The 20,612-nt window shown below is 71.0% G+C and carries 15 protein-coding genes and 3 pseudogenes; 11 read left to right on the forward strand and 7 right to left on the reverse strand.

Features of this window, described 5'->3' with window-relative positions; genetic code table 11:
• Nucleotides 1–149 precede the first annotated feature (149 nt).
• The 3 genes from GGE06_RS09315 to GGE06_RS09325 all read right to left on the reverse strand — a co-directional run bounded on the left by GGE06_RS09315 (nucleotide 150) and on the right by GGE06_RS09325 (nucleotide 5,009).
• On the reverse strand, nucleotides 150–2,408 hold the full coding sequence (locus GGE06_RS09315) for a glycoside hydrolase family 3 C-terminal domain-containing protein (protein WP_184930497.1): 2,259 nt from the start codon (nucleotides 2,406–2,408) through the stop codon (nucleotides 150–152).
• A 91-nt stretch (nucleotides 2,409–2,499) separates the two neighbouring features.
• A complete protein-coding gene (locus GGE06_RS09320; RefSeq protein WP_184930498.1) occupies nucleotides 2,500–3,717 on the reverse strand; it encodes a glycoside hydrolase family 1 protein in 1,218 nt (405 codons plus the stop codon).
• 32 nt (nucleotides 3,718–3,749) lie between these two features.
• Nucleotides 3,750–5,009: an MFS transporter gene (locus GGE06_RS09325; RefSeq protein ID WP_184930499.1), complete on the reverse strand. Its 1,260-nt coding sequence runs from the start codon at nucleotides 5,007–5,009 to the stop codon at nucleotides 3,750–3,752.
• Nucleotides 5,010–5,108: 99 nt separating this feature from the next.
• On the opposite strand from GGE06_RS09325, the gene GGE06_RS09330 reads away from it, so the two are divergent.
• The 7 genes and pseudogenes from GGE06_RS09330 to GGE06_RS09360 all read left to right on the forward strand — a co-directional run bounded on the left by GGE06_RS09330 (nucleotide 5,109) and on the right by GGE06_RS09360 (nucleotide 10,227).
• Nucleotides 5,109–5,726, forward strand: a complete 618-nt coding sequence (locus tag GGE06_RS09330; protein WP_184930500.1) for a TetR/AcrR family transcriptional regulator — start codon at nucleotides 5,109–5,111, stop codon at nucleotides 5,724–5,726.
• A 375-nt stretch (nucleotides 5,727–6,101) separates the two neighbouring features.
• The gene (locus GGE06_RS09335) at nucleotides 6,102–7,580 is read left to right on the forward strand and encodes a cellulose binding domain-containing protein (RefSeq protein ID WP_184930501.1); all 1,479 of its coding nucleotides are present in this window, start codon (nucleotides 6,102–6,104) and stop codon (nucleotides 7,578–7,580) included.
• A gap of 145 nt (nucleotides 7,581–7,725) precedes the next feature.
• Nucleotides 7,726–8,071 (forward strand): annotated as a pseudogene (locus GGE06_RS42345) (transposase); the annotation flags it as partial.
• A 179-nt stretch (nucleotides 8,072–8,250) separates the two neighbouring features.
• The gene (locus GGE06_RS09345; protein ID WP_184930502.1) at nucleotides 8,251–8,697 is read left to right on the forward strand and encodes a phage tail protein; all 447 of its coding nucleotides are present in this window, start codon (nucleotides 8,251–8,253) and stop codon (nucleotides 8,695–8,697) included.
• A 76-nt stretch (nucleotides 8,698–8,773) separates the two neighbouring features.
• A pseudogene (locus tag GGE06_RS09350) lies at nucleotides 8,774–8,905 on the forward strand (phosphatase); the annotation flags it as partial.
• A gap of 249 nt (nucleotides 8,906–9,154) precedes the next feature.
• Nucleotides 9,155–9,676 carry a hypothetical protein gene (locus GGE06_RS09355; RefSeq protein WP_116156966.1) on the forward strand — a complete coding sequence of 174 codons (522 nt, stop codon included), beginning with the start codon at nucleotides 9,155–9,157 and terminating at the stop codon, nucleotides 9,674–9,676.
• Nucleotides 9,677–9,708: 32 nt separating this feature from the next.
• Nucleotides 9,709–10,227 carry a hypothetical protein gene (locus GGE06_RS09360; RefSeq protein ID WP_184930503.1) on the forward strand — a complete coding sequence of 173 codons (519 nt, stop codon included), beginning with the start codon at nucleotides 9,709–9,711 and terminating at the stop codon, nucleotides 10,225–10,227.
• Between the two features lie 27 nt (nucleotides 10,228–10,254).
• Here GGE06_RS09360 and GGE06_RS09365 read toward each other — a convergent pair whose 3' ends face one another.
• Together GGE06_RS09365 and GGE06_RS09370 are read right to left on the reverse strand one after the other, a co-directional pair.
• Nucleotides 10,255–11,835 (reverse strand): alpha/beta hydrolase family protein, encoded by a 1,581-nt coding sequence (locus GGE06_RS09365; protein WP_184930504.1) that lies wholly within the window; start codon nucleotides 11,833–11,835, stop codon nucleotides 10,255–10,257.
• A 676-nt stretch (nucleotides 11,836–12,511) separates the two neighbouring features.
• Nucleotides 12,512–14,761: an MMPL family transporter gene (locus tag GGE06_RS09370; protein ID WP_446696910.1), complete on the reverse strand. Its 2,250-nt coding sequence runs from the start codon at nucleotides 14,759–14,761 to the stop codon at nucleotides 12,512–12,514.
• A gap of 32 nt (nucleotides 14,762–14,793) precedes the next feature.
• Between GGE06_RS09370 and GGE06_RS09375 the strand changes: the two genes are divergently transcribed.
• Complete coding sequence (locus GGE06_RS09375) at nucleotides 14,794–15,384, forward strand: TetR family transcriptional regulator (protein WP_116156964.1); 591 nt, start codon at nucleotides 14,794–14,796, stop codon at nucleotides 15,382–15,384.
• 589 nt (nucleotides 15,385–15,973) lie between these two features.
• Nucleotides 15,974–16,221 (forward strand): annotated as a pseudogene (locus GGE06_RS44005) (phosphatidate cytidylyltransferase); the annotation flags it as partial.
• 290 nt (nucleotides 16,222–16,511) lie between these two features.
• Here GGE06_RS44005 and GGE06_RS09385 read toward each other — a convergent pair.
• Nucleotides 16,512–17,126: a ScbR family autoregulator-binding transcription factor gene (locus GGE06_RS09385; RefSeq protein WP_116156959.1), complete on the reverse strand. Its 615-nt coding sequence runs from the start codon at nucleotides 17,124–17,126 to the stop codon at nucleotides 16,512–16,514.
• A gap of 127 nt (nucleotides 17,127–17,253) precedes the next feature.
• Here GGE06_RS09385 and GGE06_RS09390 point away from each other — a divergent pair, with 127 nt between their 5' ends.
• On the forward strand, nucleotides 17,254–18,180 hold the full coding sequence (locus GGE06_RS09390) for a ScbA/BarX family gamma-butyrolactone biosynthesis protein (RefSeq protein ID WP_184930506.1): 927 nt from the start codon (nucleotides 17,254–17,256) through the stop codon (nucleotides 18,178–18,180).
• Nucleotides 18,181–18,192: 12 nt separating this feature from the next.
• Nucleotides 18,193–19,404 carry an FAD-dependent monooxygenase gene (locus GGE06_RS09395; RefSeq protein WP_184930507.1) on the forward strand — a complete coding sequence of 404 codons (1,212 nt, stop codon included), beginning with the start codon at nucleotides 18,193–18,195 and terminating at the stop codon, nucleotides 19,402–19,404.
• 136 nt (nucleotides 19,405–19,540) lie between these two features.
• On the opposite strand, the gene GGE06_RS09400 is transcribed toward GGE06_RS09395, so the two are convergent.
• Nucleotides 19,541–20,611 carry an alcohol dehydrogenase catalytic domain-containing protein gene (locus GGE06_RS09400; RefSeq protein ID WP_184930508.1) on the reverse strand — a complete coding sequence of 357 codons (1,071 nt, stop codon included), beginning with the start codon at nucleotides 20,609–20,611 and terminating at the stop codon, nucleotides 19,541–19,543.
• Between the last annotated feature and the right edge of the window lies 1 nt (nucleotide 20,612).

Consider the following 20,612-nt stretch of genomic DNA (forward strand, 5'->3'; position numbering starts at 1 on the left):
ACGGACCGTGCAACGATCACAGTCCGTCCGGGTCACGGCCGGTACCCGTGTGTGCGTGGAGGCCTCGGTGCTGTTCGTCCAGGGGCCGAACGGCGGAGGACGGTTCGTGTCCGCGGCGTGCCCGGACCTGTCCTCTGACCGAGGCTCGATCACGAGGGCCGGGCGTGCTGGGCTCCCTCCTCGGCCAGGTGCGCGGCCAGTCGCTCGACGGTCTCCGGGGTGAGTTCAGGGACGAGTCCGCACAGCTTGAGGAGCGGTACACCTCGGGCCAGGACAAGCAGTTCGGGGTTGGTCTGTGCGAGCTCGATGGGGACGGACGCCTGTTCCAGTGCCTGGCGGACGGCTGGTCCGCCGACGGGGTGGTCGAGCCATTCGCCGAGGGTGGACATCGCGGTGAGATCGTGGCCCCGGCCGTCGCCCGGGGTGGTCAGGACGGTGCGGAGCCGGATGTCGCGTGAGGAGGCACCGACCTCGACGGTGAAGGCTCCGGGGCTGATGCGTCGGCGGTTGCGACCGGTGGACCACTGGGCCAGGTCGCGGCCGGTGAGCTCGAAGCGTGCGCGGGCGGACGCGCCCGGCTCCAGGCCGATCTTGGCGAAGCCGCGGAGTTCGTGGCGGGGGCGGGTCGGACGGGCCTCGTCGTGGGCGACGTACAGCTGGGCGACCTCGTGGGCGTAGCGGTTGCCGGTGTTGGTGAGCGTGACCTCGACCGTCCACCGGTTGTCGCCGGTCTGCTCCGCCGTCAGGTCGCTGTAGGCGAAGGTGGTGTAGGTCAGGCCGTGGCCGAAGGGGTAGGCGACGGGCCGGTCGAGGGTGTCGTAGTGGCGGTATCCGACGTACCGGCCCTCGCCGTGGACGACGTGCCCGTCGGCGCCGGGGAAGTACAGGTGGGAGGGGACGTCCTCGAGTCGGTGGGGAATGGTTTCGGTGAGCCGGCCCGAGGGGCTGTGACGTCCGAGGAGGAGGTCGGCCAGGGCGGCGCCGCCGGCCTGGCCCGGCAGCCATCCTTCGAGGACGGCCTGGGCGTGCTCCTCCCATTCGGAGACCGACACGACACCGCCGTTGGCCAGGACCACGGCCACCCGTGCGCACGTACCGGCGACCTCGCGGAGGAGGTCGAGCTGCGCTGCGGGCAGACCGATGTGCGTACGGTCCAGGCCCTCGGTCTCGGCCGCCTCGGGCAGGCCGAGGAAGACCAGCGCCACGTCCGCGCGGGCCGCGAGGGCGACGGCCTCGGAGACGAGTGCGGGGTCGCGCTCTCCGTCGAGGGTGAATCCGGGCGCGAAGGCGACCTCAGTGTCCGGGCCGACTGCTTCGCGCAGCGCGTCCAGGGGGCTGTCGGTGCGGGTGGGTTCGACGTGGGAGCTGCCCCCGCCCTGGAAGCGGAGCGTGCGGGCGAACTCGCCGATGACTACGACGTGCTGACGTGCCGTCGGGTCAAGCGGGAGCAGGCCGCCGTCGTTCTTCAGCAGGACGGCCGAGGAACGGGCCGCCTCGCGGGCCAGCTCGTGGTGGGCGTCGACGTCCCAGTCCTCGAAGCGGGCCGCCCGGTCGACCCGGTCGCGCAGGGTCAGCAGGCGACCCGCCGCGGTGGACACCACCGTGGGGTCCAGCCGGCCCTCGCGCACCGCTGTCACGATCTGGTCGTCGGTGCCGGTGGGCGGCATCTCCAGGTCGAGCCCGGCGGCCAACGCCGCGACACGGTCGTTCACGGCGCCCCAGTCCGACATCACCAGGCCGTCGAAACCCCACTCCTCGCGCAGGACCTCGGTGAGCAGACGACGGTGCTGGCTGGCGTGGACGCCGTTGACCCTGTTGTACGAGCACATCACCGCGTACGGCTTCGCTTCGCGCACGATGTGCTCGAACGCGGGCAGGTAGATCTCGCGCAGCGTCTGCTCGTCGACGTCCGCGCTCACCCGCATCCGGTCCGTCTCCTGGTTGTTCACGGCGAAGTGCTTGACGCACGCCCCGACGCCCAGGGACTGGATGCCCTCGACGATCGCCGCCCCCATCACCCCGCTGATGTGCGGGTCCTCGGAGAAGTACTCGAAGTTCCGGCCGCACAGCGGACTGCGCTTGATGTTGACGCCCGGCCCGAGGACGACGTCGATGCCCAGGGCGGACGCCTCGCGGGCGATCGCGGCGCCGACACGGACGGCGAGCGCCGGGTCCCAGGAGGAGCCGAGCGTGACGGCGGGCGGGAAACAGGTGGCGGGCCGACTGCCCTGGATTCCGAGCGGATCGCCCGGGACGTCCTTCTGCCGGCGGATCCCGTGGGGACCGTCGGACAGGGTGAGGGCAAGCACCACGTCCCGTACCGGTGTGGTGTTCCAGGTGGTGCTGCCGGAGGTCAGGGACGCCTGTTCCTCCAGCGTGAGCCGGTCGGTTGCCGCGTCGGCCGTCATGTCGTCTCCCCTCGGTGAGATGCGGGTGCGGGTCCGTGGTTCAGCGGGCCGGGGTCGCGCCGGGACGTACGGTCGCCGCGGTCGGTGTCGGTCATGCGAGCTCCTGTGCGGTCGTACGGGCGGGGTTGAGGGAGCCGAGCCAGGCCGCGGACGGCTTGGGCGAGCGGACGAAGGTCCGCCGGTTCACGGCGATCAGTCCGAAGGCGGGCGCGAAGGTGCCCCACTCGTAGTTGTCGAGGGCGCTCCAGTGGAAGTAGCCGCGCACGTCGGCGCCGTCGGCCATGGCGGCGGTCATGGAGGCGAGGGCACGCGTGGTGTAGTCGATGCGCCGGCTGTCGTCATCGGTCGCGATGCCGTTCTCGGTGACGACGAGCGGCACGCCGGGGGCGACGGCGGCGCTGTGACGCAGGGCCTCGCCGAGCGCCTCCGGGTAGAACTCCCATCCCATGGCGGTCCGTTCGGCGCCCTCGGGGACGGGCAGGGGACCGTCGGGGCCGACGAGGTTACGGCTGTACGACTGGACACCGAGCCAGTCGTCCCCGCGCGCGGCCTCCAGGAAGACGTCCTCCCTGGGGTGACGGTGGGCGGCGGTGATGTCCTCGGCCCCGTCCACCGCCTGGTACGCCTGGTTGGCCACGGACCAGCCCGTACGGATGTGGGGTGAGAGTGTCTTGATCGTGTCGACGGCACGGCGGTGGGCGGCGACGAGGGCCGTGGTGGTGGCCGGGTCGGGCAGCGGGAGCCCGAGGGCGGGCAGGGTGCCGCCGACGGTCAGCGTCTGCCGTACCGCCGCCATGACGGCGACCATGTTGGGCTCGTTGATGGTGCACACGTGCTCGACGCCGTCGGTGAAGACGGGCGCCGCGGACCGGACGAACCGGGCGAACGCCTCGGGCGCTTCGGGTGCGGTCCAGCCGCCTCGCTCGGCGAACCAGAGCGGTGCGGTGAAGTGATGGAGAGTGATCATGGGGCGCAGTCCGCGCGCGAGGGCGCCCTCGACCATGCGCCGGTAGTGGGCGATCGCGGCGCGGGAGAACAGACCCGGCGCGGGTTCGACGCGGGCCCATTCGATGCTGAACCGGTAGTCGGTGAAACCGAGTCCGGCGAGCAGGTCCATGTCCTCACGCCAGCGGTGGTAGCTGTCGCAGGCGTCCCCGCTCGGTTCCTCGATGCGGTCGGTGAGGCCGCTGTGTTCCAGGGCCCACCAGTCGCTGGCCGTGTTGGCGCCCTCGGTCTGGTGCGCGGAGGTGGAGGCGCCCCAGAGGAATCCGTCGGGACACCTCGCCGGGCGGGCGGACGTTCGCGTCATGGGGTGGTGGGGTCCTTCCGGACGGGCCGCGGTCATGCGACGCGGCGGATCGGCAGGATGCACAGGCCGCCGGCGACGGCGATGACGGTCGCGAGCAGGAACAAGGGCGGGTAGCCGAAGGCGGGAACCACCGCGGCGGCGAGGATCGGGGCGATCAGGGAGGGCACGGTGTTGGCGATGTTGAGGAAGCCCAGGTCCCGGGCCCGGTTCTCCGCCTGCGGCAGCACCTGGGCCATGACGGCCTGGTCGACGGCGAGGAAGCAGCCGAACCCGAGGGCCGCCGCGACGACGAACGTGAAGTACGCCCACAGCGAGGTGGTGGCGGCCAGTGGTACGACGGCCGCCGCTCCGATCGTGGCGGAGACGACGATGAACACCTTGCGCCGCCCGAGCCGGTCGGAGAGCGGACCGGACACCGCGATCGCGGCGCCGGAGACGGCCACGTGGAGGACGCCGGCCAGCGCGATCGTGGAACCGGCACGCTCGGTGGACATGCCCAGGTAGTCCTTGAGCACGTAGAGCTGGTACACGAGGACGAGGTTGATGCCGAGCAGGGTCAGCAGCCTGCCGGCCATCGCCCACAACAGGTCCGCGTCCCGTGGCGGCACCAGGCTCCGGGCGAGAAGGCGGCCCGAGAAGCGTTCCCGGGGCAGGCGGGCGCTCGACCGGTCGGGCGCAGCGAACATCAGCACGAGCCCGCCCACCGGGATGGTCCAGAAGATCCAGCGAAGCCCGAGCACCGGCGCCGCGACCAGAAGCCCGGCGGTCACGCCGCCGATCCCCATGCCAAGGAGCGAGCCGATACCGGCCCAGGAGGACGCCTTGCCCAGGTGGGCGGGGGCCACCCGGTCGGGCATGACCGCGTTGAGCGGTGCGACGACCGCGTTGAGGCCGATCTGGAATCCGATCCACAGCAGTACGAGGACGGGAAAGCTCTGTGTGAACGACACCGCGCAACCCAGAACGGCCGTGGTGAACCCGCCGCACAGGATCCACGGGTTACGCCGCCCCCAGCGCGAGCGGGTGCGGTCCGACAGCACCCCGATCACGATGTTGGCCGCCATCGCGGCGACCGCACCGGCCCCTGCCAGGACGGCGTAGCGGCCGGTCTTGGTCCCCTCGTCGAACTGTTCCAGGAGCGCCAGGAGCAGAGTGTGCGACGCGGCGACCGGCAGCATCCAGCTCAGGTGCGTGATGCCCAGTACGGGGCCCAGGCGGCCTGCTCTCGAGGATGGTTCCTTCTCGGGGACCGGCACATCCGGCAGGACCGGACCGGCGGACGGCGACGTCATGGACAGCTCCTTTGCTGTGCCCGCGCTCAAGGTCGGCTCACCCTAGCCGCGAAACCCTAGAGCTTCAAGGTTTTCAGCTGGGGTTCGTAGACTGCCCGCATGAGCACTCCTCGGGGCCCCTACGCCAAGACCTCGGCCAAGCGCCAGAAGATCCTCGAAGCCGCCCTCGCCGCCTACGAGGAAGCGGGCAGCCGTAGCGTGTCCGTACGTGACATCGCCCAGCGCGTGGGGATGACCGACGCCGGCGTGCTGCATCACTTCGGCAACCGTGAGGGACTGCTCACGGCCGTACTCGAAGCCCGCGACGCCGAGGCCGTGGCCTCCTTCGGCGACCCCATCGAGAACCCGCCCGCCGCGCTGGAGATCCTGGCCCGCAACGCCGCCACGCCGGGGCTGGTCAAGCTCTTCGTCGATGTGGCCGCTGCCGCTGCCGAACCGGAGCACCCGGCCCACGACTTCTTCGCCCGGCGCTACGAGCGGTACCGCGACGGCCTGGCCGGCGTGCTCGCCAAGACCGCCGCGTCCAACGCCCCCGCCGCAGCCGTCGACCAGTCGGAACTCGACGCCGACTGGGCGGCCCGCGTCCTGCTCGCCGTCACCGACGGCCTCCAGCTCCAGTGGCTTCTCAAGCCCGACATCGACATGGCCGCCGACCTCGCCCGCCTGCACACAGTCCTGGTGGACGCCCTGCGCGACCGGACACAGGACACGTCCTGAACGAGCCGGACCGGCCGACGGCTCAGGCCGCCGGGCGAGCACCTCTTGTGGCCCGGCTCGGTCCGGGCCTTGAGCACACGGCCCCGTGGCACGGGGCCGGATCGCCGCGAGGTGGCCACCGGGCGGGTCGAGTCCATCCGCTCGTCCTGCAGGTCCCAGGACGCAGCCCCTTCCCGGAACGGGGCGGGCACGGGCAACGCCGAGTGCGGCGCCCTCGTGCGCGCCTGAGAGAAGCCAGGAGTTGACGCCCCCATTGGTCTATGCCAACTTCTCCTCGGTGCATGATCAGCCGTCCCCACCAAGGGCGTTGAAGCAGCAGGCTTCGCCCTCGGCATCGTGCTGCCTTCCCCCATCACCTCTCCAAGAGGAATCCCCATGCGCAACGGAACAGGCCGCCGCAAGCTGCGGATACGCACCGCCCTCGCAGCGGCCACCGTCATCGGCCTCGGTGCCACGGCGTTGACCGCCCTTCCGGCCGCCGCCGCGGAAGAGAGCGTCGCCGTCCGGTACCGGCATGGCGGCACGGGCGGCGACCAGGCTGCGCCCTGGCTCACGGTGGTCAACACCGGGGCTACGAGCATTCCGTTGAGCCAGGTCAAGGTGCGCTACTACTTCAAGGGCGACCCCGGCGCCTCCTACAGCTACGCGTGCGACTGGGCGGTCAGGGGCTGTACGCAGGTGACGGGCACGTTCGGCACGCTGACCAGTCCGACCGCCGCGGCGGACCGGTACCTGGAGGTCGGGTTCACCGCGGAGGCCGGGTCCCTCGCGCCGGGTGCCGACACCGGGGACGTACAACTGCGCTTCCACCGCTCCGACTGGCAGCCCCTCGACCAATTCGACGACTATTCGTTCGGCCCGGCGCAGACCGCGTACGGGGACTGGAGCAAGGTCACCGCCACCGTCGGCGGCGTGCAGGTCTGGGGCACCACCCCGGCCGGAAACGAGCCGACGCCGACCCCACCCGCGACCCCGACCGGCCCCACTCCCACCACTCCGACGCCTACCGATCCGCTCCCCACCGGTCCGACCGTGCCCCCGGCCGGCCGAGGCGTCCTCTTCGACGACTTCGACTACACCGGCCACACCGATCCGGCCATCGCCGCACACGGCTGGACCATCCGCTCCGGCGGAGGCGGCCCCGGTGTCGGCGACGCGAGCTGGGCGCCCGAGAACGTGACCTTCGCCAAGCAGGGCACGAACTCCGTCATGACGCTGCGCACGTCGACCCAGGGGTCGGGCGCGTCGACCCGGCAAACCGAAGTGCACACGGGCGTGCGGAAGTTCAAGAGCGGTACGTACGCCGCCCGGGTGCGCTTCGCGGACGCTCCGGCCAGTGGTCCGGACGGTGACCACCTGGTCCAGAGCTTCTTCACCATCAACGACCTCACCGCTCCGATGGCGGACGACTACGCCGAGTACGACTTCGAGTACCTCCCCAACGGCGGCTGGGGCGAGACGGCGAACGTCCTCTACACCACCTCCTGGGAGACCTTCCGCCCCGACCCCTGGGAGGCCGTCAACCAGCACACCGAGGCCCGCACGAGCCAGGCCGGCTGGCACGACCTCGTCCTGACCATCGACGACACCGCGCTCGTCTACTACCTCGACGGCAAGGAGTTCGCCCGGCACGACGCCCGCTACCTGCCCGAGCGGCCCATGTCGATCCACTTCAACCAGTGGCTGATCGACCTTGCCGGGCAGACCTCCACTACCCCTCGCGCCTACGAGGAGCAGGTCGACTACGTCCTTCACGTGAAGGACCAGGTCCTCACCCCCGCCGAAGTGGCGGCGAAGGTCGCCACGTACCGCTCGAACGGAACGGCCTTCGAGGACTCCGTTCCCGCCTCTTGACCTCACCCACTCGCCCTGGACCGCGCGGACCCCGCGACGAAGCCGGTCGCTTTCGACCTGGAGACGGTCATCGTCTGCCCCTCAGGTCCATCGGCCCGACGAAGTCTGTAGGCCGTGGAGCCGAACGGTGCGAGGTGTACGAGCGGTGGCGGCGGACCACGGAACTCTCACGGACGAGCAGTGGGCAACGCTGGAGCCGTTGTTGCCGAGGGGGGGCGAAGGCGGGGCGGCCACCCGTCTGGCCCCGGCGGCAGCTGATCGACGGCATACGGTTCCGGGTCCGGACCGGTGTTCCGTGGCGGGACGTGCCCGTCGAGTACGGACCGTGGAACCGGGTCGACGACCTGTTCCGGCGATGGCAGCGGAACGGCAGCTGGCACCGCATCCTCACCCGCCTCCAGTCCCTGGCCGACGCGAAGGGCTGTCTTCAGCTCGACCGGTCCGACGTATCGGCAACTCCGCCCCCGCACACTCACTCGAGCCAACCTAGAGCACTTCCGAAACACGCCCCAGTTGGCCACACCCCTGCCCAGTCGCAGCCAGTAGTGCACGAGTGGGCGTTTCATCTGACCAGTCCGGCTCCTGCCTGTACAGCCGTTTTGAGCTGGCGTATCTGCCGTTGTGGGTAAGGGGCCGCCCCAGTCCCCGGTAGGCACAGAGCGGAACGGCTATGGCACAGACCGGACAGAGGGTTGATCCCTCCGCTGCGTTCAATTTCACGCTGGACATCGACGGCCTGGCGGGCTCACATGGCTTCGCTGAGTGCAGCGGGGCCAACACCGAGCAGGACGTGATCGAGTACCGCGAAGGCAACATGGACTTCTCGGTGATCAAGCTCCCAGGGCTGAAGAAGTTCGGTGACATCACGCTCAAGCGCGGCTTCACCACCAACCGCGAGCTGTGGGACTGGCGGCGAGCGGTGCTGGAGGGCACGGTGATTCGCCGCACCGGCCACATCGTGCTCAACGACGAGGCGGGCAAGCCGGCGTTGCGGTGGAAGTTCACCAACGCCTGGCCCAAGCAGTACTCGGCGCCGTCGCTCAGCGGCACCGCCACGGAGATTGCCATCGAGGAGTTGGTGCTGGTGGTGGAGAGCTTCGAGCTCGACGCCCCGTGACCGTCGCGGCGCGAGTTGACCACGGCGGGGTGTCGACAACACGCCTTGGGCTTCGCTGTCCTCGGCTGACATCACGCCGGCGCTGTTCATCGGCGAGGCGGAGGGGACGATACAGGTCACGATCCCCCTGGACGACCACGTCCTGGACCCCCGCTTCTACGAGCCGCTGACGGCGTACACCCTGAACGCGGCGGGCCTGACGGCCTGACGCACCCGGGGCCGGGCCCAGCCCCCCGTTCGTGTTCACGGGGTTCTCGGCGGCGAGGCCGCATCCCGAGCCGCCACGCCATCGGATGACACGGCTCGGCCAGACGAGTGGCAGCGGCCGCCGCGAGCCGCTGCCGGACGGGCCGGTGTTCCAAGATCAGTGCCGCCGCCGTCTCCGGCGGCAGCTGCCCTCCACCGCATCTGTGCCGTGTGATCGGATCGACCACGGCTGTTCGAGGAGTCTCACCCCATGCGTTCACGCGTCATCGCCGTCATGGCCGCCGCGCTCGCGGCCACTGCGGCACTCGCGCAACCCGCCCACGCCGCCCCGCTCGTCGACGGGGTCTACCGGTTCGCGGCTCTCACGGACGGCAAGTGTCTGGTCTGGCCCAAGACACACGCGAGCATCGGCGTGGTGTCGCTGGGTGACTGCACGGACACCGCGTCCACCTCGGCGAACTGGCAGGTGCTGCGACGCCCCGACGGAATGATGGAAGTCTCCCCGTCGGGCTCGAACCCGCGCACCTGCCTGAAGGTGACGTCGCAGCACAGCGTGTCGGTCACCAGCTGCGGTGACAGGTACGCCGAGTGGACCGTCTCCTACGGCTCCGCCGGGCCCGACAGCGTGGTGTGGGCCGACATCGAGCACACACCCGGCGACTTCTCCGACTCGTACGGAAAGATCGTGGACGATCCCGGCGTGACCGGCCGGATCGTGGTGAGGCGGGCCCCCATCGAACCGCACTACTGGGCATTGCAGCCGGCCGGCTAGGCGTGTGTCGGAAGTGCTCTAGGTTGGCTGACGTGAGTGCGCGGGGGCGGAGTTACCGATACGTCGGACCGGTCGAGCTGAAGGCTGCGGTCCGGCCTGGCAGCTGCGGCTGCCGGATCAGCTCGGCAGCTGAATTCGGCGACTGGATCGCTGGGCGATCGGCGACGGAGCCGGCCGAGCCGTTCACCTTTGTGGTCGGCGCGGACGGTGTGCTCCGGCTGGCGCCGCGACGGAGCGAGCACGTTGCCTGTGCCGGCGGAGCCATGGTTTTGAGTGCTGGCGAGGTTGGTTTCGTGCGCGAGGGGGACCGGTGGGCCGTGACTGAGGTCAGCAACCAGTCCACCGGGTACTGCCCCGACACTGGCTCCTGGTCGGAAGTCGCTCGTGCTCTGGACGAAGGGCTCGAACGGCCCTCCGGCTTCACCCACGAGGTGGTGTTCCGCCGGTGTCCTGGCTGCCAGGAGCACAACATCGTGCGCGAGGACGACTTCGTCTGCGTCTTCTGCGGCAGCGATCTGCCAGAGACGTGGAACGTGGATCCCACCGCGTGATGGCCGAGGGCCACAGCCACTCGCGGTTCAAGGCGGTCGTCGCGGCGGCCTTGAACCATGCGGAGCGCGGCTCACCGGCGAGCGACGCCAGTGCGCCGCGTCGGGGCGACAGGTGGCCGGCCGTGCCGCCTGCCACTGGCCGGCTGGGCCTGCCGACAGGGGCGAGCGGTTGTGGATCGCGGACGGCACCCTGATCCCGGTCCGCGACCGGAAGGCCGGCGCATCCTCGCTGGCCGAGGGCGCTTGCAGCGACACCGGCCTCGTCGCCCCCAGCGCAATCGCCCCCGGACGAGCCTCTGCCTGGCGAGGGGGAAGACAACGCCGAGCACCGATGCGTGTGGGATCGCGTCGAGCACGTCTTCGAGGCTTTGAAGGCGGGCCTTGGCTGACGTGGTGCTCGAGGAAGGTCGTGAGGGCGCGCTCGTATCGGTTGGGGTCCACGTTCCAGGATCCGGTGTGGCTCGCGCCGGGGACCGTGACGAGGGTGACGTCGTCGGGCCAGTCATGGGCGAACGCCGCGCTGGTGGCGTGGGGAACGATGGTGTCGGCGGTGCCGTGGAAGAGAAGCACGGGCTGCTTCGGGCCGCCGCTGTGCCGGTTGGCGGTCAGGGTGTCGACGGCGTCGAGGTCAGCGCCGGAGCGGATTTCCACGAACGCGGAGACGACGTCGGTGACGGCTCCGGGCAGGGAGAATCCGTCGACGATCGTGCTGATGGCGGCGCGGTAGTCCAGTGCGGGGGAGTCCAGGACGACCCCGCGAACGAGACTGGTGTCCGTGGCGCGGTCCAGGTAGGTCTCGACGATGCCGCCGCCCATGGAGAACCCGTACAGGACCACGCCGGTGGCACCGCGGGTGCGGGCGTAGCGGACGGCGGCGTCGAGGTCGTGCCACTCGGCGTCGCCGAACCGGCGTGTGGCGTGGGCGTCGTGGGGCGCGCCCGGGTCGTTGCGACAGGTGATGTCGAGGACGGGAAAGCCGAGCGTTTTCAGGTGCGGCATGGTCCGCAGGCCCGCGCTGCGGCCGGCGCCAAGTCCGTGGATCTGGATGATCCAGGTCTTCTCGCTGCCGGGTAGGAACCAGGCCGGCATCGGGCCGAGGTCGCCTGGGTAGGTGAGGTCCTGGTAGTCCAGTGCGAGGGTCCGTTTCGGGTCGCCGTCCCAGACGGTGACGGAGACCTTCGCCTTGGCGCCGGCCGGGGGCGGCCCGTCATCGGTGGTGAGTTCACGGGTCACCGTGTTCCCGTCCGTTCGAAGGACCCGCCCGAGGACGCCCTGACGGCGCTCGCCTGCCTCACCCTCCTGCCAGATGAGCCCCCAGGTTCCCGGCAGGCCCGTTTCGGGGGTTGCGGGCAGCGTCACTGTTCCCTGCGAGGCAGCAACAATGCGGGTGTTCAACGGTGTGTCGTCGATCGGCTCGACGAACTTGCCCGTGATGACCCACAGGATCGCGGCCGCTGCGGACAACACGAGGACAAGCAGGGTCGCGACCACGAACAGGGCGCGTCGGCGCAGCCGGGACCGGCGGGACGGCAGGGGGTTGTCCGCCCCGGCTATGACGGGCGACTGCTGGGGTGTGGGCGGGGAACCTTCGCTGCCCATCTGCACCATCCATCCTTTGTCGCAAGGGCGCGTAAAGCGCAGGCTCTGTACCCGGGTTGAAGTGATGTGCACGCGGGTTCTCACGGCTCGCCCGCGACTGTTCTGGGGTGCCCGTCAGGGTTCTGGTTCAGGGCCCCGACCGTGTGCGACTACGTGGCGTGGGGCGGAGTGCCCGGTGGGTTCGGAGAGGCTGGCTCGTGTTCCGCCAGGACGCGGTCGGCGGCGTGGTGGGGGCAGGAGACGGCATGCCACGTCACGCTGAGTCGGTCCCCGTCCAGGGCGAGAGTGCGGGTCTGACCGTCAGCCGGTCCCGCCGCGCAGTGCGGGCACACGAGGGTGTGCGTTCGCAGTGTTTCCGGTGGTGGACCCTGTGCCGGGTCGTTTTTGTCCGGCTCCGGCCAGCGACCGAAGGATCCGTTGGTGCCGGGACCGGGGGCGCCGAGTACACCCGGGCCCTTCGTACGGTGGGGCGGCATCGGGATCACTCGGCGTCTCCTCAAAACCACTGTGCGCTCTGCAAGTCGATCGATCACTTCATGGTTCGTCTCGCACAGCACCTGCAGTGCGAGTTGTCCCGCCTGCCCGGGCCCACTGCCCAGCCCGGTGCAAGCGGGCGGGGCAGCGGCCTCCGGGAGTCCATGGCCGGTGCCTCTGGCCCCAGAGGCACGCCGTGGCAGGCGGGCGGTCAGGTCCGGGTGGCGGCGACGGGCTCCTTGGAGTCCGGGACCGTGGGTGCGACGGTCGTCGTGGTGCCTTCGATGTCGACGTGGGGGACGAGTCGGTCCAGGCGTGCGGGGAGGGACCAGGCGCGGTCTCCGAGGATGGCCAGGGCAGCGGGGACGAGGGTGAGGCGTACGAGGAAGGCGTCGATGAGGACGCCGACGGTGAGGGCGAAGCCGATGGACTTGATGACGGGGTCGGGGCTGAAGATGAATCCGCCGAAGACGGCGGCCATGATGAGTGCGGCAGCGGTGACGACGCGTCCGCTGCGGGCGAGGCCGTGGGTGATGGCCTCGTGCGCGTTGCCGGTGTGCTGGTAGTGCTCGCGGATCCGGGAGACGAGGAAGACCTCGTAGTCCATGGCGAGTCCGAAGAGCACGCCGATGACCAGGACGGGCAGGAAGCACAGGATCGGGGCGGCTGCGGCGAGCTGGACGACGCCGGCGAGGTGTCCGTCCTGAAAGACCCACACGACCGCTCCGAGGCTGGCGGCGATGGACAGCAGGAATCCCACGATCGCCTTGAGGGGGACGAGCAGGGACCGGAAGGCGATGGTCAGGAGGAGCAGGGCAAGCAGGACGGTGATGCAGAGCAGCAGGGGCAGTGCGTCGGCGAGCTTGGCGGAGATGTCGATGGTGGCGGCGGTCGCGCCCGCCACGTACATGGTGCCGCCGGCATCGGTCACGGTCTGGTGGCCGTCGCGCAGACGGTGGACGAGGTCGGTGGTGGCGTCGTCGTCGGGGCCGGTGGTGGGCACGATGCCGAGCAGCGCGACGGATCCGTCCGCGTTGGTGACCGGAGGAGCGACGACGGCGACGCCCTTCTCGGCGGTCAGCGTGGTGCGCAGGCCGTCGAGGACCTGCTGGCGTTCGGCAGCGGGAAGATCGGCGACGACCACGGCCAGAGTGGCGTTGAAGCCGGGGCCGAAGCCTTCGGCGAGCAGCTGGTATCCACGATGCTGGGTGCTGGCGACGGGCTGGCTCTCGTTGCCGGGCAGTCCGAGACGGAGGTTGCGCGCGGGCAGGGCGAGCGTGGTCAGCAGGACGGTACCGGTGAGAAGGACGATGACGGGGCGGCGGGTGACGCCCCGGGCCCAGGCCATGCTCCATGCTCCGGCCGGCTTCCTTGTGGTCGGGCGGAGCCGGGGCCGGAGGCGTTCACCCGAGTAGGACAGGAGAGCCGGAACCAGGGTGACCGCGACCGTCACGGCGACGAGCACGGTGAACGCGGCGGCCAGACCCATGACGGCAAGGAACGGGATCCCGGTCAGCGCCAGGGCGGCCAGCGCGGTCACGACGGTCAGGCCGGCGAAGAGGACTGCGGTCCCGGCCGTGGCGGTGGCCCGCGCGATCGCCTCCTCCACGCGGGTGCCGGGATCGGCCAGCAGCTCGCGATGGCGGGAGATGACGAACAGGGCGTAGTCGATTCCCACGGCCAGGCCGATCATCAGGGCCAGCACGGTGGCCGTGTTGGTCATCTCCACGAAGCCCGACACGAAAAGGACCCCCATCACACCGACGGCGACACCCACCAGTGCGGTGAGCAGGGGCAGTCCGGCGGCCAACAGCGAACCGAGGGTGACGGCCAGAACGACGAACGCGACGATCACACCGACGATCTCTCCGGCGCCACCGATCCCGCCGCCCGCGACAGGCAGCACCGAACCGCCGAACTCGACCTGCAGACCGGCCTCACGCAGCGGCTCCACCGCCCCGGACAGAGCCGACCTGGCCGACTCCGTCACCTCGGAGGCCGGCTGAGCGAACTGGACATCCGCGTACCCGATCCTACGGTCCGCCGACAGCGCCCCTCCCGTCTCCGGCCCGGCGACATGCACCACCCCCGGAACCCGGGCAACGGAATCCAACGCGCCCGCCAATGCTTCGCGGGCGCCAGCCTCCGTCAGAGTGCGCCCCTCAGGCGCGGCGATGATCACGCGCGCGGAACCACCGGAGGCAGCCGGAAACTTCCGGGCGAGGAGTTCCTGCGCCTGCTGCGACTCAATGCCAGGCACGGAGTACGTGGTGCCCAGCTGTCCGCCCAGCGCACCACCCAACGTGCTGACCACCACAACCAGCAACAGCCACGCCAGCAGCACCCGGCCCCGACGCCGCGCCGCCCAGCGCCCCAGTTCATACAGCCGTCCGGCCACGCCTATCGCTCCTTCTCCCAGCAACATCAGATTTATGCATCCTAGGATAAAAATGCACTGCATGGCATTTACTGTTCCAGAGGTAGGGTTCCGCCATGGACCAACCGGGGCTGAGGGAGCGCGGAAAGCGGCGCCGCAGGGAAGCGATCACGCGGGCGGCCTACCGCCTCTTCGCCGAACGCGGCTACGGCCCCACGACGATCGACGACATCGCTCAGGCCGCCGAGGTCGCGCGCCGTACCGTGACCTTGTACTTCCCCACCAAGCAGGATCTCGCCCTGGCCCGCACGGCCGACTCACTCCAGCGCCTGACGGACGCCCTGACGGACCGCCCCGACGGCGTGAGCACGCTGGACGCCGTCAAGGCGTGGCTGGACCAGGAGATCAAGGCAGCCACAGAGCTCGACCTCCTGGAACATCGCATGTTCGAGGCCAACCCCGAACTCCAGGCCCTGCGGAGCATTCACTACTCCGACGCAGTCCGGGCGGGCACCGCATCGATCGCCCGCGACATCGGAGCGGCCCCCGACGATGCCGGGCCCGCCCTCGCCGCCGCTGCCATCGTCGCCGTCATCACCCAGGCATACGCCACAGCCGAGAACCAGGACGCAGAACAGGCCCTGCGGACCGGCTTCGCCTTCCTCGAAGCCGGCATCGCATCTCTCGCCCAACCATCGAAACCCTGAGGGGCCGTCGCCCTCGGAGGGCCTTCTCCCGACCGCCACCGAGTGCGCGGGCTGATCGTTTTCGGCTGCCCCTGGGATCGTTCGGATCTGCTGTGCCGCGCCAGCCTGTGCGATCTGCCGGGGAGAAGGTGGATCGTCTCCACGGACAGGCAGGCGCCAGGGCTCGGCCAGGCCACCTTCTCCGTCGACGGCGCTTGGCAGGGCGGCTGCCGGCGCACCGCGCAGACCGGCGTGCGGTCGAAGTCCTTGCCGCTGAGCAGGGCCGCGACGGTGAGTAGATCGTCGTCGGCGACGACGCCGCGTTCACGGGTGTGGGGGGCGGAACGGTGAGTGCCCCTTGCCCTGGAACCGGGGTCGGCGTTGACCACGTCCACCTGGACGTCCGCGAGAACGCCGAGGGGATACCGCTGCCATGAGGCTTCCACCCGCTGCCTCCGGGTGCTTCGAACGGCTCCAGGTTCAAGTCCCGGCCGGGAGCGAGGAGTCCGTGTCACTCCGCGCTGGGGAGGCCACGGAAGCGCCCGGCCCGGTCGTACCCGGCATCGAGACTCCGAAGGTCCCGGACACCACGGGCCACCGTCAGCAGTGCTCCCCGCTGTCGCCCGTCGAGCGGTGGAGTGGCACGCCGACCGGGGCCGCGGCCGGCCTCCTCGCGCTGGCCGTGCTGTTCTGCCTGATGTGGCGGTCGGCGGCCTGCTCGGGGACCTGCTGGAGTCGATGGCCAAGCGGGGCGCCCGCGCCAAGGACGCCGGCCGGTGGCTGCCCGGCTCCGGTGGCCTCCTCGACCGGATCGACTCCCTGCCGATCGCCCTGGCGGTCCTGTTGGTGCTGGAATGAACCCCGGGGCGCAGTGGGCCCTATGACGGGGGGTTAGGTGCGACCGGCCGGGGGAGCCGGGGACCGGCTCCTTCCCGTACACGCCGGCCCCGCGCAGCGGCCGCGACCGGGCCGGGTCCGGGCTCGGTCCACGCTCACCCATGACGGGCGGGACCGGCCGGCCGGCCCGGGAGAGACGGTGCGGACGAGGACGTGGACCTCGGCCGTCCGGCCCGCCGTGGAATCCCGCTACGGCGCGCAGGACCTGGAGTCCGTGCACCCGGCGGCCCCGGTGACGACGACCCGCGGGGTCACGCGCGCTCCTCGGCGGGGGCGGTGGGAAGGGTGATCCCCGCGATGACGTCGGCAGGCGCCAGGGCGGGCAGGATACATCGCCACATGTCGGCGATCCGGCACGGCAGGTCGGTCCGGCTGGTGGAGAGCTGCGACATGATCTGGGTGCCGGTGTAGGCGGCCACCAGCAGGGAGGCGAAGGCGGTCTCGTCGGCCCCGGGCAGGAGCTGGCCCTTGCTCCGCGCGGCGACCAGCTCGTCGTGGAACTTCCGGGCCCACCACTCGTAGATCGCGTACTCGTGGAGGTCGGCCTCGTTCTGCTCGACGGCGAGCCGGACGCCCGCGCGCAGCAGGGTGTTCTGCTGCATCTCCACGGCGAGGTAGGAGGTCATGTCGATCAGGTGCTGCAGGCCGGGCTCCCCGGGAGGGAACTCCAGGTCCTTGGCCTGCTCGTGGATCACCGCGCGGGCGAGCCCCTCCTTGGACTTGAAGTGGAAGTACACCGACCCGGTCGTCAGGCCGACCCGGTCGATGATCTTCAGGATGCTCGCCCGGGTGTAGCCGACCTCGTCGAACACCTCCGCGGCGGCCCGGAGAAGGACCTCCCGCGTGCGGACGGCGCGCTGCTGCATGGTCCGAGTGCCCTCTTCCACCTGCACCTGATCCCTCTCGACAAAATAAAATAATGACCTCTATCATTTCATGACGTGCGCTGACACGCCAGGGTGAGTGGCTCATGAACCGGTTGGGGGAACTGCCTTGTCCTCGCTTGACCTCGTCCACGACGAGGCGGCCTTATCCGCCGCACACGTGCCCCAGGTCTTCACCCACAAGACGAACCCGTCGGAAGTCCTGCTCACCGGCTGGTGCCGGACGGGACCCGACGCCTTCGCCGTCACGGCCCGCTGGCCGCGGGCCCACGGGTTCTACGTCCACCGCGACGGCCTGCTCGACCCCCTGCTCCTGAGCGAGTCGATACGCCAGACACTGCCCCTGCTCTCGCACGCCGAGTACGGCGTACCGCTCGACCACCACCTGCTCTGGCAGGACTTCCGCTGGGAGCTCGACCCCGCCGCGGCACGCGACGAAGGCCACGGCGCCGACGTCGAGTTACGCATCACCGCCACCGACGTGAAGTACCGCGGGACGCGAGCCGCGGCCCTCGTCCTGCACGTGGAGGCATGGCGGCAGGGCGCCCGACTGGCCGAGGCCCGGACGCACTTCACCGTCCAGGACCCCGCCGTGTACCGGCGGCTGCGCGGACGGTACGCCGACCTCGTGCTCGCCAACGCCCGCGCCCTTCCCGCCCCGCCGCCCGCTCCCGCTCCGGTGAGGGGCGGACGACACGACGAGGACGTCGTGCTCGCACGCGCGGACGGCGAGGGCCGCTGGCAACTGCGGGTGGACACCTCCCACCCGATCCTCTTCGACCACCCGGTCGACCACGCCCCGGGAATGCTGCTGCTGGAAGCCGCGCGCCAGGCCGCACAGGCCTCGTCGCCCCGGCCGACCGCGGTCGTGGGCATGGAAGCCGTCTTCACCCGGTACGCGGAACTCGACGCGCCGTGCTGGATCGACGCCCGCCCGCTCCCCGGCGCCCCGACCGGCCGGCAGCGGATCCTGGTCACCGCCCGGCAGCACGACGAGGAGATCTTCACCGATGTCGTCACCCTGGGCGAAGTCTGAGGGCACGCACACATGGACACCGCGTTGACCGACCCCTCCCGCCCCCACCGCGTCCCCTCCCCGTGGACGGTCCGCACGAGCACCCCGGACCCGTCGCGGCCGCGCGTCCTGGTCGCCGGCGGCGGCATCGGCGGTCTGGCCACCGCGCTCGCCCTGGGACGGCGAGGCCACGACGTACTCGTCCTGGAACAGCGGTCGGCCCTCACCGAGAGCGGCGCGGGCGTCCGGCTGGCCCCCCGGGACTTCCGGCTCCTGCACGCGCTGGGCGTCGGGAACGCCGTACGGGAACGGTCGCTGACACTCGACGCGTTCCACGTCCGGGACGGCTCGACCGGGGAACTGCTCACCGCGGCGAAGCTGCCCACCCGCGGCCGGCCCTCCTCCCCGGCACACGCGACGGCCCACCGGCTGGACGTGTACGAGCCCCTGCTGGAGGCGTGCTGGGAGCTGGACTCCGTACGACTGCACACCGACAGCCGCGTCATCGGCCACACCCGGCAAGGAGGGACGGTACGCGCGCTCCTTGCCGACGGGCGCACCGTGACCGGCGACGCCCTGATCCTCACGGACGGCGCCCGCCCCGGCGTCCACCACGACGACGCGCAACCAGGCCGCGGTGTCCCCGGGGAACGGCTCGCCGTGTACCGCACGATCGTCCCCATGGACGCGGTCGCCGACCGGTGGCAGCAGAGCGCCGCCGTCTGCTGGGTGGGAGGGGACTGGCACCTCTCGCACTACCCGCTGCCCGACTACCGCTACCTGAACCTCACCGCGACCCGGCACCACCACACCGGCGACAGCCTCCACGGCACCCGGGTGGACCCGGACGAGGTCCTCGGCGCGTTTCCCGGGATCGCGGCCGCCGCCCGCGACGTCCTCACCACGGGCAGACACTGGCGGGCGCTGACACTCCCCGCCCGCCCGCCTGCCGCGGACCGGGCGCCCGGCCGGATCGCGCGGGTCGGCGACAGCGGGCAGGAGGCGCACCGTCCGGAGACCAGCTGCCTGCACCAGGCGCTGGAGGACGCCGTCGCGCTCGGCGACTCCTGGGACGCCTCGGGCACCGGTGTCCACGCGTGGCTCGCCGCTTACGACGCCCGGCGCGCCGAACGAGTGCGGCACAGCGGCACGGAGCACACCTCCCGCCACCGGCAGGGCCACTGCGCGGACGACCTGACTCTCGTCGACCACGTCCTGTCCAAGGACTTCGCCGGCTCGTGCTGAACGCCACCGGCCCCGGACGGCGCACGGGTCCGTACGGACACCGGCCCCGTCCGCACGCACCGGGCGCCGCCTCGGGACCAGGCCGCGATCGGACCCGGCATCGGACCCGGCATCGGACCCGGCATCGGACCCGGCATCAGCCCCGAGGAGCGGCCTCGACCAGGACCTTCCCCGGCGGATCCGTCCGGCCCGCCGCGATGTCCATGACGAAGTCCGGGAATTCGCCCAGGGTGATGCGCCGCGAGACCAGCCGGTGCAGCGGAAAGGCCTCCGGGTGCTCCGCGCGCAGCCTGAAGCCCTCCTCGTAGTCCTCCTTGAAGCACCCGTACGCGCCCGACACACCGAGCCGCTTTCCGGCGTGGTCCACCCACGTGAGGAGTTCACCCCGACGGACGGCGTCGACGTCCACCGGGCCCCCGGGGAACCGGTCGCCCTTCCGGGTCCCGCCGTAGACGAGCACGACCGCCCCGTCGCGGGCCATCCGACCCGCCGTCTCCAGCAGTTCCGCGGTGGCCACCGTCGGCGCGACGACGACCACGTCGAACGCGCCGGGGTACGCCCCCGCCTGCGCCAGCGGACGGATCTCGTCCGAGGCGAGGATGCCCTGCTCACAGGCGAAGACACGCCGGGCCTCGCCGCGGTTGAACACCGTGACCGACGCCCCCAGATGACGGGCGTACAGGGCGAACATCAGCCCCGCGCAGCCGGCGCCGACGATCCCGACCTGCTTGCCCGCGAGGGAGTCGAGCCGGGTGAGTTCGAGCAGCTTGCGCAGCGCGTGCACGATGCAGGCGAACGGCTCCGGCATCCAGACGTCCCCGCCGTCGTACGGCCCGGGGACCCGCACGACGGCCTGCTCCAGCTCCTCCTTCGAGCCCCGTACGAACACGTACTCGGCGAAACCGGTGGTGCGGCGGGGAGTGATGTTCGGATTGAGCGTGACGGTGTCGCCCGCCGCGAATCCGCTGCCGGACCCCGCGAAGAAGACGGATCCCACGAGCTCGTGACCGAACAGCGGCCCCCGGTCCTCGGGGACGTCGCGCGAGCCGAGGATCTCCTTGACGTCGGCGCGGCAGATGCCCATGTGATCGGGCCTGATGACGACGGTGTCGTCCCCGAGCACGTCGTGCGGGAAGGCGCACGCGCCGAAGCTCACCACGCCGTTGCTCAGCCTGGTCGTCTCGTACGTCGACAGAACGGTGGACATG

The sequence above is a fragment of the Streptomyces nymphaeiformis genome (assembly GCF_014203895.1).
In the GTDB taxonomy this organism is placed as follows: domain Bacteria; phylum Actinomycetota; class Actinomycetes; order Streptomycetales; family Streptomycetaceae; genus Streptomyces; species Streptomyces nymphaeiformis.

Excerpts from the sequence above, each read along its gene's own strand:
- GGE06_RS09395 (WP_184930507.1), top strand. The coding sequence starts at position 18,193 with ATGGACACCGCGTTGACCGACCCCTCCCGCCCCCACCGCGTCCCCTCC.
- GGE06_RS09400 (WP_184930508.1), bottom strand. The coding sequence starts at position 20,611 with ATGTCCACCGTTCTGTCGACGTACGAGACGACCAGGCTGAGCAACGGC.
- GGE06_RS09335 (WP_184930501.1), top strand. The coding sequence starts at position 6,102 with ATGCGCAACGGAACAGGCCGCCGCAAGCTGCGGATACGCACCGCCCTC.
- GGE06_RS09375 (WP_116156964.1), top strand. The coding sequence starts at position 14,794 with ATGGACCAACCGGGGCTGAGGGAGCGCGGAAAGCGGCGCCGCAGGGAA.
- GGE06_RS09315 (WP_184930497.1), bottom strand. The coding sequence starts at position 2,408 with ATGACGGCCGACGCGGCAACCGACCGGCTCACGCTGGAGGAACAGGCG.
- GGE06_RS09385 (WP_116156959.1), bottom strand. The coding sequence starts at position 17,126 with ATGCAGCAGCGCGCCGTCCGCACGCGGGAGGTCCTTCTCCGGGCCGCC.
- GGE06_RS09320 (WP_184930498.1), bottom strand. The coding sequence starts at position 3,717 with ATGACGCGAACGTCCGCCCGCCCGGCGAGGTGTCCCGACGGATTCCTC.
- GGE06_RS09365 (WP_184930504.1), bottom strand. The coding sequence starts at position 11,835 with ATGGTGCAGATGGGCAGCGAAGGTTCCCCGCCCACACCCCAGCAGTCG.
- GGE06_RS09330 (WP_184930500.1), top strand. The coding sequence starts at position 5,109 with ATGAGCACTCCTCGGGGCCCCTACGCCAAGACCTCGGCCAAGCGCCAG.
- GGE06_RS09370 (WP_446696910.1), bottom strand. The coding sequence starts at position 14,761 with ATGCAGTGCATTTTTATCCTAGGATGCATAAATCTGATGTTGCTGGGA.
- GGE06_RS09345 (WP_184930502.1), top strand. The coding sequence starts at position 8,251 with ATGGCACAGACCGGACAGAGGGTTGATCCCTCCGCTGCGTTCAATTTC.
- GGE06_RS09355 (WP_116156966.1), top strand. The coding sequence starts at position 9,155 with ATGCGTTCACGCGTCATCGCCGTCATGGCCGCCGCGCTCGCGGCCACT.
- GGE06_RS09325 (WP_184930499.1), bottom strand. The coding sequence starts at position 5,009 with ATGACGTCGCCGTCCGCCGGTCCGGTCCTGCCGGATGTGCCGGTCCCC.